The following is a 13,252-nucleotide window of genomic DNA, read 5'->3' on the forward strand; positions in this document are numbered from 1 at the left end:
GCCCGTCCAGGGCGCAACCTCGACTAGATCGCCTCGCAGTGACGAATTGGCGTGCGCAAATCGCGTGCCGAACAGTATTGAGACTGTCCCCGTTTTGCTCCCTGACGCGTGCGCGAGGTGACGATTCACTCGAGTAATCGCCCTGGCAAGCCTGACCCGTCATTGGATCCCCCCTCACTAATCTTTAGCCGGTGCAGCGCGATCTCCGCAGATCGGCGAATTCGCGTTTCTGAATCGAGAGACGCGGTCTCAAGGACGCGTCGGGCTTCTCTTGACGGCCGCGTTATTCCGTCAATGGCTTTGACGGCGTACCAGCGGAGCTGCCAGCTCCCCGTCGATTGCGCGATGTCGAACGTTTCGACGAGGAAGGGCTGCGATGCGACCGCACCCGTCCCCAGTTGGCCGAGCATCTCGAGCCGCTTGCCCAAGGCAAGTCGCCAGGCGGGGGGATGGTCACGATGCGCGATCAAGTCGGGGCGGGCACGTTCAACCAGATCATCTGATAAGCCCGCAGCGGGGTACTTATCGGGAGCAATCCGGGACAAGGCATACCGCTTGAGTTCGGCGAGCGTTTCGCCCCCGGGTTGCCACGCCTCGACGTCGGGAAGAGCGGATCGGGCTGCGGGGCCGATCGCCGCCAGCGCGTTGACGCTCTCGCTTGTGTGCGAAGGTTCCTGTGTGAGGCCGTCGAGCAACTTTGGGACGAGGTCTTCAGCCGAAGGACCGAGCCCGCCGATGCATCGGGCTCCGAATCGCCATTGGTTCGGCTCGTCGAGCCAACGGACAAATGTCGGTCCGCCGCTTTTGGCCAGTTCCCCGAAGGCGACCAACGAAACGGAGGCCCCGTTGCGTACGGCGCCGTCCGGGTTCCCCTCGCAGACACTGATCAACATGCTTGTCAGGCCTGCTGGGTCGCTCGGCGCGGCGCCCACTTGGGATGCCCGGTAGACCAAGCGTCCGATCTGGTTCGTGGGGTTCAGGCTGAACTTCGACTCACCACTCCCCTCGCCGAAGATCATCTGGCGTAACGCCTCGACGCCGCGGTCCAACAGCTCTTGATCGAGCAGGTCTTCCACTCGGTACGCTTCAACGAGCATTTCCGGGCAGTTGATTCGCAGCATGTCGTTGTCGCTTTGAACCGCGTTGATCAGAGCGTCGATGGCCTCGGGGCCGCCGAGATGACTCAACGCCTTCAACGGCGCTTCGGGGTTGCAGGAAGACCAGCGGTATCCACCGATTGGCTTCGGCGGATTGGCTCGCAAGTCTCGGTAGATGTCCGCCAGCAACTCCACTGTGGAGCGATCCTTGGGGTCTAGCTCGGCTAGCGCGATTGCCGACCGCAGCCGGATCATGCGGTCGTCGTGATCCAGAAAGCCGCGGAAGATTGTCACCGCCTGCCCCCGCAGACCGTCCGGCTCTAGGCCGTCCGTCTCGCGAGCGGTCGTCGCAGCCAGCAGCCGGATTGCCTTCGCGTGACGTTCGGCGGGGATTTCGCCGTCGCCCATGCTCGCCGCGCTTACCAGGCGTGGGATTCCTTCGTCTGGCGCCAGCTCGACTAGCGACTTGAGGGCTTCGATGTCGCCTTTCTCGTCAACCAGCTGAAGGAGGGTTGGCTTCAACGGGGCTGCTGCCGTTCCCAGCGACGCCAGCCCACGCATGATGTCGTTGTTGGGCAAGTAAGTTCGTGACCAGCCCGACCTAGCAGAGAGTACCAGCGGGTCTCTGGCGTCCCAGTCGGTCATTCTGCCACCGTCGCGAACGGCTGCAGCTATGGCGGCCGCATCCGAATCCGTTAGTCCGAAGCGAGTCGCCACCGAAGCGGCGCGATGCCGGACGATCAGCTCTTCATGCAGGAGCAGCTCTGTGACACGAACGGGGCGTTCCGTGATATGAACCAACCGACGCGGAGAGCCGATGGCCTCCAACGTCTTTCCAAGGACGACCGGATGCGTGTCCGAGAGCAGAGCGACCAAGCCCTCACTGGCGGGCTTGTGGCGTTCGAGTTTCACCAAGAGAGCAATGAGGTGGCAACGGACAAGGGGATCGGGGTCATCAACGAACTCGAGCGCACGGGGAAGGGCTGCTACGGGCGGCGTCTTGAACGAGCCGAGATCGTAGATGGCCCAGAGCCGGACAAGGGGGTCTTGGTCGTCGAGGGAACCAATCAGATGCTGGACGAGTTCGGGGGACGGCTCACTCGGGCCAGGTGGAGTCTTCCAGGTATTCTTCGTAGCGACCGTGTAGGCGGCGAGGCTCCGAATTCTTTCAAGCCCACTCTCGAAATCCGGCTCGACTGCCTCCCTGACCCTCGCCTCGTAGCCACTTGCGCCAAGATCCTTCAGGAGTTGGGCGACCGCAGGCATTGAATGGCCATCAAGCGTAGGCCTGATCCCCCAATGGCGGTCGCGTTGGGATTCGTCGCTCCATTCGCGTATCAAGTGTGGTAGCGCCGCGGAGCCCCATCCTTCGATTTGATGGCGGGCCAAGCCGCGCGTCGCTTGGTCCTCAGCATGGGCCTGCGACACCAGCACGCCCAACTTGATTCGCTTGTAGGCTTCATACCCGCCAAAAATCAGGGCGAGCACAACGGTGCCGGCAAACCATACGAACGTGATCCTCGTGTACGGGGATCGAGCCATGACACGGCTCCTTGAGGGCGTTTGCGGGTCCGAGATCATACCATTGGGCGAGGACTGGTTCAAATTCCACGGGAGGCAAACAGCAGGCAAAACAATGACACATCCAGTTCTAGGCTTTCGACCTCCCCCCGTTCTCCACTCGGAGAGTGGAGCTGCTTTCTAACCGCTTTTCGGTAGAAATGAGCCGCTCGGTCGGCGAAAATGAAGGCGTGCACACCTGTATACACCTGCAAGCAACACGCCAACCACAGGGGGCCGATGATGGCGCGACCACGGGTGCTGGATGAGGGGAAGCAGCGGGAGGTTTGTGCGCTCTTAACCGCGGGGATGACGGTGCGCGAAGCGGCCGACTACCTGGGCTGCTGCGAGAAGACGATCCGGCGGGAGCAGCGGCGGGACGAGGGCTTTGACGAGCGGGTCCGGCGGGCGCGGATGCATGCGCGGCTCGGGCCGCTGCAGGCCGTTCGGCAGGCGGCGGCGACGCACTGGCGGGCCGCGGCCTGGCTGGTCGACCGGCAGGACCGCCAGGAGGAGCGCGAGCGGCGGGCGCGGCGCGAACAGGTCAAGCGCAAGCAGCAGCGGCCGAAGCCCAAGCCCCATCAGCCGCCGCAGCCGTGGGACCTCGAGCAAGAGATCCAAGCGATCGCTTCCGCGCGACCTGCTGCCGGCGAGCGCTGCGCGATCGACAAGAGCCCCCGGCGTCAGCCGAGGGAGCCAGCCGCCACCGCCGGCCTGCCACAACTGAAGCGGCGCTCACCGGTCGCCGCGGCCCTCAATGAGCTCGCCGAGGGCGTCGCCGCCTCGGCGCGGCGTGGGACAAAACCGCCGGTGCGGCGCGCGCCGGGATCCGTGGTCGAGCCCGCGGTGGAAGGCCAAGACGAAGCCGCCACGGAATCCGACGGCGGGGGTTTTGTCCCCTCGCTGCGAGTATTCGGACAAAACGAAGGCGAACGCCACGCGCCGTGTCACCGAGAGCCTCCGGCGTCAGCCGGGGGAGCCGAACCCTCGGCGGCGGCGTGCCGGGAAGGCTGCTCCGGCGGCTGACGCCGCCGGCTCTTGGGGCCAGTTGTTATGACAGCTGTTTGGCGAACTGACTTGCGGTTCCGACGGTAAAGATCGCTGGTACAATGGTCGGATGCCCGACGCGAATCCCATTGCGCCCCCGTTCTACATCGGCGACCTCTTGGTCGACCCGCCGGTGCTGCAGGCGCCGATGGCGGGTTTCACCAACTACGCGTTCCGGCAGATTGTCCGCGAGTTCGGCGGCGCCGGGCTGCTGGCGACCGAGATGGTCAACGCCAAGGGCTTCGTCTGGCTCGACGAGCAGGAGGCGACCCACCCCGACCGGCTGTGGGGCGTGGCCGACGAGCCGCGGCCGCTGGCCGTGCAGATCTGGGACAACGACCCCGAGATCATGGCCCGGGTCGGCAAGCGGCTAGTCGACGAGTACAAGGTCAGCGTGGTCGACATTAACTTCGGCTGCCCGGTGCGGCAGGTCACGGAGAAGGCCCACAGCGGCTCGTACCTGCTGCGTGAGCCGGAGCGGATGGGGCGGATCATCGAGCAGGTGGTTGCGGCCTGCGGACCAACGCCGGTCACCGCCAAGACGCGGCTCGGCTGCACGCGAGACAAGATCGTCATCAAGGACGTCGCCCAGATTGTCGAGGGCGCGGGCGCCGCGGCGCTCACGCTGCACGGCCGCACCGCCGCCGACATGTTCCGCGGCTCGGCCGACTGGGACCTGATCTCCGAGGTCAAACCGTTTCTAAAGAAGATCCCGCTGATCGGCAACGGCGACCTCGACTCCGCCGAGAAGGTCGTCCAGGCGTTCCAGCGGTACGACGTCGACGGCGTGATGATCGCCCGGGCGTGCCTTAACAAGCCGTGGCTGTTCGCCCAGGCGCAGGCCGCCCTGCGTGGTGAGCCGATCCCCCCTGACCCTACGCTCGAGGACGAACGCCGGCTGATGGTGCACCACTTCGAGCTGGTCAAGGAGCGGTTCGGCGAGGAAAAGGGCGCCGTGCTGATGCGCAAGTACGCCTGCTGCTACGCCCAGGGTCGCCGCGGCGCGCGGGAGTTCCGCAAGCACGTCGCGACGATCGAGACCGCCGACCAGTTCTACGCGGTCGTGCGGGACTACTTCCCAAGCGAGCAGCACGCGGCCGCCGGCTAAGACGCTGGCGGCCGGCGACGCTGGCGGCCGGCGGAGTCTAAACCGCGTCGGTGAACTCTTGCTCGAGCGCCAGGTCGACATCATCGGGCGTTTCGGCAGGCTCGGCGAGCAGCGTCTCGACCAGCTCACGTTCGGCAAGCAGATTCGAGAACGCCGCGTCCAGCAGGAGTAGCGAGTCGTCCTCAACCGCCGCGAAGGGGCCGCCGACAGGGCCAATCGTCGCCGGCGCCTTGGCCGCCAGTGCGGTAGCGATCGTCGCGTCCGGCGATACAAAGTAGACGGCGGTCGGCGTCGGTTCATCCGCGGCGGGCTCACTCACCGCTACTGCCGCTGAAGCGGCCGATGGGGCCGCGAGGACAATGGCCGCGAGCGTGGACTGCGGGGCGATCGAGGCGCCTTCGTTGTCCCGCCAGATGGTGTAATCGCCTGCGTCGATCCGGCCGTTGTGGTTGCCGTCGGCGGCCAGCAGCGTGGTCGAGCCGTAAGTCGAACGCCAGAGGTCGTAGTCGTCGGTGTCGACAATGCCGTCGGCGTCGTAGTCGCCCGGCAGCACTCCGTGGAAGCCGGGCGTGCCGTTGTCGACGGCGCTCGCCGTCCAGTTGGCGCCAGAGGTGTAGTCGCCGTACAGGTCGACCGCCTGCATCGACGGCCCGTCGCCGTCGGGGGCGGTGGGCCACGGGGCGACGTCGTCGTAGGTGAAGTCGTGGATCACCGCCGAGGACGAGTCGGTCAGCGTTATCCGCTCGCCGCCGTTCGACAGCTTCCCGTCGTACTGGCCGGCTACCAGGATCCCTTCGCCGTAGCGGGCGGTGAAGGCTTCGGTGTCTTCGACGACGACCACGGCCTGCCCCGGCGCCAGCGAGGTAACCGCCGAAGTCGAGAAGTCGAACGTGATCCCATCCCCGAGCTGCACGCCGTTGAGGCTGATAAAGTTGCTGCTGGAGTTCACCAGCTCGACGAACTCGAAGCTGTCGGCGTCGGCGTTCGGCACGAGCGTCAGCTCTTCGGGCGTTGGATCGGCCGGGTGGTAGTGGACCTCGCTGATGCGGAGGCTGCTGGCGTCGGCGGGCTGCTCGACCGAGTAGAGCCCCTGCGTGAGCGAACTCCAGTTCGAGATGCCATCGGCGGAAGCGCCGGTCAGCACGTGCACCGCCAGAATAGCGTCGCTCGGGGAGAGGATGTTGGGCGTGGCGCCGGTAGACGACTCGTAGAACTTGACCTCGGCGAACTGCATCTCACCGGCCGCGCCCTTGAGGGTCGGGAACATCAGCTTGTAGGAGGTGTAGGCGCTGACGTTCGCAATCGGCACGACCGGGCCGTCGGTTCCGCGCGCTGACGGCAGCAGGACGCTGCCTTCGTCGATCAGCGTCCAGTTCTCGGCCAGACCGGTGCTGTTGTCGTTGCTCTGAATGGCGTCGTTCGTGCCGTACAGCTCCCACGTTCCAGGGTCGCGGTTCTCGAAGTCGTTTGCGGTGGTCAGGCGGAAGCTCTGCACCACCGACGACCCCGATTGCGGGGTAACGATCAAGCCGGAGTTGGCGCCGCCGAAGTTGAGGTACTTTGTGCCCGGGTCGCCGTCGATCGCGTCGGCGGGGGATTCCCCACTCGGGTAGCTGCTGCTGCTCTCAATCGTGCCGCCCGGATCGCCGTAGCCCCGCGCGGAGAGCAGCGTCGTGTCGGTGACCGTGAGGGGTCCGCTGTAGAGAACGGCTGTCGGTGAGAGGCCGCCACCGTCGGCACGGGGATCCGTCCCATCAATGGTGTAGTAAATCTGCACATCCGGGTCCGCCGAAAGCGTCACCTGCTGACCACTGCTGACGTTGCCCGGCGTGGGGGCGAGTAGCGGGACGCCGATCAGCTGCTCGTCGATCCAGTTGGCCCGGATCACCAGCCAGTTCGCCAGGTGGCTCACCTCGGCCTCCCAGCCGGTGAGGCCGGGGTCGGCGTAGGCCCCGCCGTTGGGGGCGATGTTCGGCCAGCGGTCGAAGTTGCGGACCTGGCCCTCGGCGATCTCAGACGCCAGCCCGTTGACCGTGCCGCGGAGGCCGTCGTCGCTCAGGACGCCCTGGCGGAGCTCCTGCCAGCGGTCGACCCACTCCTGGGCAAAGTTGGGGTCGTCGAACAACTCGCCCCACCAGTCCGACTCGAAGAAATCGACGTCCGGCAGGTACCACCCCTCGGGATTGGAGGAACGGCCGTCGTTGTCGGCGCCACTGGAGCGGTCGAAGTCCCAAACCGGCCCAAACGCGAGCTTGCCGTCGCGGTCCTTGGTAAGGAATGTGCTCAGGCGGAGTGAATCCGGCTCCTTCGACAGGACCCGCAGGATATGGTGGTCGATCGACGAGGCGACATCAAAGTACGCCTGGTAGCCCACCTCTGGGTCGGTTGCGTTGGGGCCGTAGAGGGCGTCCTCGAAGTCCTGGACGTAGCCGCGGATGTAGTCGACCTGTTCCTGGGTCAGCTCGGTCCGGTCGGGATCCTCGTGCAGCAGTGACGAGTCGCCCAGTGTCGGGATGTTGCGGTCGGTGCTCCACGAGCCGTCGGGCGGGGTTTCGCCGTCGGCGCCGTCGAAGGCGATGATGTAGCCTCCGGTGATGTCGGGCTCGCTGTTCTGGGTGGGGGTGAGCTCGGCGATGTCGACGCGGTTGCTGTCGCGTTTGATGTTCTCCATCAGCACGTACACGCCGAGGTAGTCGCCCGCTTCAAGTTCGTCGCCGTCGTAGTTGGCGTAGACCTCGACAAATCGCGTGCGGGGCGCCCATTTGCCCAGCTGGTTGCTCAGCCCGTAGAAGGTCGCGTTGCGGAGCATCGCGCGGTCGAAGTTGTACGGGGCGTACAGGATCCAGTCGGACTCCGAGGGCATGCCCAGCAGCTCGACGCTCTGGTCCTCGCCGTTCTCGTCGCGCAGCTCGATGCGGAGGTTGGTCTTGGGGTTGTTCGCGGTGCTGCGGCCGCGGCGGTGCTGGCCGATCAGCATCGAGAGGTCGGCCTCGGCGGAGATTGCGCTGCGGCCGCTGAGCGGGTCGACGTCGTACAGGCTGAGCGCGGCGTCCTCGAAATCGCCGGTGCCGGGGGTGCCGTCGCCGTAGTTCTCAAGCACGACAATCGGCAGGTCCGAGGTGAAGCCATTCAGCGCCGCGTCCACGCGCGTGAAGCTCTCGGTGTGAGACGCGCCGACCTGCCCCTCCGCGCCGTACGCCCTGGCGCGGATCTGCACCGACGACGAGACCGTGATCGGCCCCGTATAGATGGGGGAAGAACCGGTCGGCGCCGAGCCGTCGGTGGTGTAGCGGATGGTCTCGGTATTGTCGGGGGTGCTGAGCGTCAGGTCGAACGTGCTCGGGAACGCCCCGCCGGCGCGCGAGAACTCGACATCTGACGCGCGGAGGTTGGTGTTCGGCAGGCCGGGGGTGGGCTGCTGGAGGTAGCCGATGATCTCTGGCGCGATCGGGCCGCCGGACGTGGTCAGCAGATTGACCGCGGCCAGCAGGTCGGAGCTACCGGCGCTGCGGTTCAGCATATGGATCGCGAGGACGTTCTCGCCCTGCGTGAGCAGGCCGGAGTAGCCGCTGAGGTCGAAGTCCTCGTACCTGACGGCGAAGGCGTCGGGGTTCTCGCCGGTCGCGGTCGAGTTGTGCTGCGGCGACTGCGGCGCATTAGCGCTGGCGACGAGTGTGCCGTTGATATACGCGACGAAGCCGTCGTCGTACTTCATCTGCAGCTTGCTGAGCAGCGTGTTGGCGTCTGTGACGGTGAACGGGATCCGGACGTACGCGCTGGTGGTTCCCGCTGGCAGCACCGTGTCGAGCAGGCCGCGGCTGGCGTAGTCCGAACCGGAAGACTCGTACCCCACGCTCGCCACGCCGGCGGCCCAGGTTGCGTCATCAAACCCAGGCTGAGTCCAGGTCGCGTCAACCGAGCTGTTGGTCGGCACGAGGTAGCGGACCGCGCTCTCGGGCGTAACCACCGCCGGCGAGGAAGAGCTGAACGCCAACCCGTACGACACGCCTGACGTCTGCTGCGGGTACTCGGTCCCGGCAGGGCCGAATTCCGAGAGGATGACTCCGCCGGGGTTGGCGAGCGCCAAGTACTCGCCGCCGGCAGAGAGGGCAAAGTTGGTGTGCAGCGCGCCGCTCGAGTCAGGCGCGTCGTTCCCGCTGGCGAACACCACGACGTACTCGTTGGGGGCCAGCACCAGCGGCGTCGTGAAGCTCCACTTGTTCAGGTCGGCCGGGTCGTCGGTCAGGCTGTGCCCCAACAGGTTGGCCGACTCGTCGCCGTTGTTGTAGACCTCAATCCAGTCCGAGGCCGCGCCGTTGCCGTCCTCTAGGCTGCCATCGTTGGAAGCCATGAACTCGCTGATGATCAGGTCGGCCGCCAGCAAGTCACGCGACTCGAGGTTCTCTAAAAATAGTCGCTTCCGCATTACAAACCGCCTCTTGTAGATACTTCTCTGCCGCTAACGAAAAGCGTTCCGGAGCATTTATACTACAAGGCAATTTCACACAGGTCGCACACGAAATCTTCACAATTCTCTGCGGTGGCCGTGAGGTGATGCGCAAACCTGCGAGGTTACATGGATTCTGAGCTGAGTGGGGCATTTTCCCGAAAAAACACCGCCGATTCAGCCTGCAGGACGCCCGCCGGGGGAACCATGGGAGCGCGAAGAACGGGGATACCCGGCGTCACCAACGGGGCGCCGGCCGCGGCTTAAGCTTGGTCAACGGGAGGGTCGCGACCCGCGCTGACCGAATGGGTCGCCGCCCCTGACGCCTCGCGCAACGACGGTCCCTCACGCATCGCTGCCCGCCGTGCGGCCGGTCGCGCGATCTCCACGGCGTGCCGACCACGGCTTTGCGATCGCCGCGTCTACCCGTTTGCTCTGATCTCGCCCCGTTTGTAGGCGCCCCAGTACTCGTCTAGCGAGCGTTTGACCTTGCCGCTAAGCAGCAGCAGGCCAAGCATGTTGGGGAACGCCATCGAGAGGATCATGAGTTCGCTAAACACGTTGGCGTTCTGGGCCGTGACCACTGCTCCCAGAAACACGAAGCAGAGGAAGAGAATACGGTACGGTAGCGACGCCTTAACCCCGAACAGGTGCGTGAAGCACCGCTCGCCGTAGTACGACCACGAGATCATTGTCGAGTAAGCGAACAGCATCGCCGCAACGGCCAGAACGATTGAGAACCAGGGGACCACCGACTGAAAAGCGATGCTCGTGAGCCGCGCGCCCTGGTCGCCGGCAATCAGCTCGGCGTGCTCGGGGAAGCGCTCGGTGTCGTAGACGCCGGTAATGACGATCACCAGCCCGGTCATGGTGCAGATGACCACGGTGTCGATGAACGGCTCCAGCAGGGCGACAATGCCTTCACGCACCGGGTACTTGGTGCGGGCGGCCGAGTGGGCGATCGCCGCCGAACCGATGCCGGCCTCGTTGCTGAACGCCGAACGCTTGATGCCCATCACCATCACGCCCAGCAGACCGCCGTAGGCGCTCTCCCATTTAAAAGCTTCCTGGAAGATGGTCGCGAAGGCCCCGCCGATCTCGTCGGCGTTGGTCCCAAGGATGATCAGTGCGCCAATCACATACACCACGCACATCAGCGGCACGATCTTTTCTGCCGTCGAAGCAATCCGGCGGATGCCGCCCAGAATCACCACGCCGACGCACGCCACCAGCACCGCGCCGTAAATCCACTCGCGGCCTTGAAGCCAGGGCGCCTGTGACTTAACGATATCCAGCGACTGCGACACCTGGAACGCGCACCCGCCGCCGAACGACCCACCGATGCAGAGCACCGAGAACAGGAACGCCAAGACCGCTCCCAGCGGCCCCATATTCATCTCTGCTAGGCCCTCTTTCAGGTACCGCATGGGGCCGCCGAGCACGCGACCTTCGTTGTCGACATGACGGTACATCTGGCCGAGCGTGCACTCGGTGAACTTGCTCGACATGCCGAGCAGGCCGGCGAGCACCATCCAGAACACGGCCCCCGGGCCGCCGCTGCCGACGGCGATCGCTACGCCGGCGATGTTGCCGAGGCCGACCGTGGCCGAAAGAGCCGAGGATAGCGCTTGGAAGTGGGAGACCTCGCCGTCGTCGTGGTCGCCGTCAAAGTCGCCCTTCGTGACCCGGATGGCGTGCCAGAACGCCCGGACGTTAATAAACATCATCCGCAGCGTCAGGAAGGCCGCCCCGCAGAACAGCCACACCACGACCACCGGGACGCTCGTGCCGAGCCATTCCTTGGAATTGAAGTCGTAGAACAGCACCGCCACGAGGGGCCCCACGAGGTACTCGCCAAACCAGCCGTCAACATCCGCCATCCAGTCTCCGTCTGCCGCCTCGGCAGGGGCTTCGTCGGACGCGACTGCCGGGTTCGACTCGGTGGCGTTTTCACCCTGCTCCTGGGCCAGGAGCGGGGTCGGTGACCCCAAAGTCGCCAACGCCAGCATCACGCTCAGGAAGATTTTGCTCAGGGCAGGGTGGCTCGGGGCGAACGGCATCGCGGGGTCCTTGAGGGGTCCTAGGAGCGTAAGGGCGTAATGCGTGGGCTTCTCTGCGGGTCCGGGCGGCTCGCGGTGGGGCTCTGCGGCGTAAAACCCGCGAATCAGGGTCGTGCCAGCAGTGCGGGCAGCGCTCATCGCCCTGCTTTCGCCCCAATCTTGCCGACTAGCGGCGATAAAGCAATACCAATCAACAAGTTACGTCGCATCGACGTTGAATTGCGCAATTTAAGAAACATCCGGTTGCCAAAAATGCCTAAACCGATACGATTGAGACGTAATGGCTGCTATCGCTCCCGAATCAACCGACCGCGACCTGTTGGATCACCTCCGCCGGGTTAACTCCGCTAGCGTCGGCGACCTCGAGGCGTTCTTGGGCGTGACTCGCACCGCGGTCCGGCAGCGGCTCTCCCGGCTGATGGCCAAGGGGGTGCTGGAGCGGGTCGTTGAGAAGCAGCCCCGTGGGCGTCCGAGCTACCGCTACTCGCTTACCCCTAAGGGGGAGCGGATGTCCGGCGACAATTTTGGCGACCTCGTTGACGTGCTGTGGGACGAGGTCCGGCAGATTGAGGACATCGAGGTCCGCCGCGGGCTGCTCAAGCGGCTCGCCAATCGGTTGGCGCAGGGGTACGCTAGCCAGCTAGGCCAGGGCGCCTTGGCAGAGAAGATGCGGGCCCTGAGCCAGCTGATGGACCAGAAAGAGCTGCCATTCGTTGTTGACGAGTCGGGCGGACTGCCGGTCCTCAACGCACTCGCCTGCCCGTACCCCGGTCTCGCCGAGACCGACCGCAGCGTCTGTGCGATGGAACGACTCATGATCTCCGAGGCCCTGGGCGAGAGCGTCCGGCTGTCGGAGTGCCGGCTCGACGGCGGCACTTGCTGCTCGTTCGAACCGAGCAGTGGGTACGTTGACGCCGACGCCGACGGCACGCCTGTCGTGGCACCATCCGCCAACGCAGCGGTCGCCAACCCGGCCGATGCCGCTAAGAATAAGAAATAGAAGCAAACAGCAACGGCCAACCGTCGGTTGATTGGTCGCACCGAAACAAACGTCCCGTAACAACGCTTTAGCTATCGAGAAGCAATGACTGAAACGCTCGTAATCAAGGATCTGCACGTCAGCGTCGAGGGGAAACCGATCCTCAACGGCGTCAACCTGACCATCAACCGTGGCGAGACCCACGCCCTAATGGGCCCCAACGGCAGCGGTAAGAGCACGCTCGGCAATGCCATCATGGGTCATCCGTCGTACGAGGTGACCGGCGGCACGATCGAGATCAACGGCGAGGACGTCCTCGACATGGACGCCAGCGAGCGTGCCCGGGCGGGCATCTTCATGGCGTTCCAGCGTCCGATGGCGATCCCCGGCGTCAAGCTGGCCGACTTCCTGCGCCACGCCGCGACCAACGTCCGCAACCCGGACCGCAAGGAGGGCGAGGACCTGATCCCGATGCGTGAGTTCCGCAAGGAGCTGAAGGAGAAGATGGGTCAGCTCAAGATGGACACCGAGTTCGCCCGCCGCTACGTCAACGACGGCTTCTCCGGCGGCGAGATGAAGCGGGCCGAGATCCTGCAGCTCGCCATGCTGCGGCCCAAGTTCGCCATCCTCGACGAAACCGACTCCGGCCTGGACGTCGACGCCGTGAAGCTGGCCAGCCAGTCGATCGCCGCGATCGCCCAGGAGACCGAGGGCGGGACCGAGATGGGCATCCTGATCATCACCCACCACGACAAGCTGCTCGAGCAGAACACCCCGGACTTCACGCACGTGATGCTGGGCGGACGTCTGGTCGAGACCGGCGGCGAGGAGCTGGCCCGCGAGCTGTACACCAACGGCTACGACCGCATCCGCGCCGACCACCCGGTCGAGGCCCGCGTCGAGGCCGAGATGCAGGACGAGGAGCCGGCGGCCGTCTAACCGCAGGACTCCGTC

At 65.3% G+C, this 13,252-nt stretch carries 7 protein-coding genes; 4 read left to right on the forward strand and 3 right to left on the reverse strand.

Annotated features, from left to right (window positions below):
- Positions 1–125 precede the first annotated feature (125 nt).
- On the reverse strand, positions 126–2,639 hold the full coding sequence (locus Pla123a_RS12785; protein WP_197527924.1) for a HEAT repeat domain-containing protein: 2,514 nt from the start codon (positions 2,637–2,639) through the stop codon (positions 126–128).
- 261 nt (positions 2,640–2,900) lie between these two features.
- On the opposite strand from Pla123a_RS12785, the gene Pla123a_RS12790 reads away from it, so the two are divergent.
- Together Pla123a_RS12790 and dusB are read left to right on the forward strand one after the other, a co-directional pair.
- Complete coding sequence (locus Pla123a_RS12790; RefSeq protein WP_146587529.1) at positions 2,901–3,683, forward strand: helix-turn-helix domain-containing protein; 783 nt, start codon at positions 2,901–2,903, stop codon at positions 3,681–3,683.
- 91 nt (positions 3,684–3,774) lie between these two features.
- Positions 3,775–4,812, forward strand: coding sequence for a tRNA dihydrouridine synthase DusB (dusB, locus tag Pla123a_RS12795; RefSeq protein ID WP_146587531.1), 1,038 nt, complete (start codon positions 3,775–3,777; stop codon positions 4,810–4,812).
- Between the two features lie 37 nt (positions 4,813–4,849).
- On the opposite strand, the gene Pla123a_RS12800 is transcribed toward dusB, so the two are convergent.
- Both Pla123a_RS12800 and Pla123a_RS12805 read right to left on the reverse strand, forming a co-directional pair.
- Positions 4,850–9,238, reverse strand: coding sequence for a CotH kinase family protein (locus tag Pla123a_RS12800; RefSeq protein ID WP_146587533.1), 4,389 nt, complete (start codon positions 9,236–9,238; stop codon positions 4,850–4,852).
- A gap of 443 nt (positions 9,239–9,681) precedes the next feature.
- Entirely contained in the window at positions 9,682–11,319 is a 1,638-nt protein-coding gene (locus Pla123a_RS12805; RefSeq protein WP_197527925.1) for an alanine/glycine:cation symporter family protein, read from the reverse strand.
- A gap of 280 nt (positions 11,320–11,599) precedes the next feature.
- On the opposite strand from Pla123a_RS12805, the gene Pla123a_RS12810 reads away from it, so the two are divergent.
- Both Pla123a_RS12810 and sufC read left to right on the forward strand, forming a co-directional pair.
- Positions 11,600–12,319 (forward strand): helix-turn-helix transcriptional regulator, encoded by a 720-nt coding sequence (locus tag Pla123a_RS12810; protein ID WP_146587535.1) that lies wholly within the window; start codon positions 11,600–11,602, stop codon positions 12,317–12,319.
- A gap of 84 nt (positions 12,320–12,403) precedes the next feature.
- Positions 12,404–13,237: a Fe-S cluster assembly ATPase SufC gene (sufC, locus tag Pla123a_RS12815; protein WP_146587537.1), complete on the forward strand. Its 834-nt coding sequence runs from the start codon at positions 12,404–12,406 to the stop codon at positions 13,235–13,237.
- Positions 13,238–13,252: the final 15 nt, after the last annotated feature.

Origin of the sequence: Posidoniimonas polymericola, assembly GCF_007859935.1 — a bacterium.
GTDB lineage: Bacteria > Planctomycetota > Planctomycetia > Pirellulales > Lacipirellulaceae > Posidoniimonas > Posidoniimonas polymericola.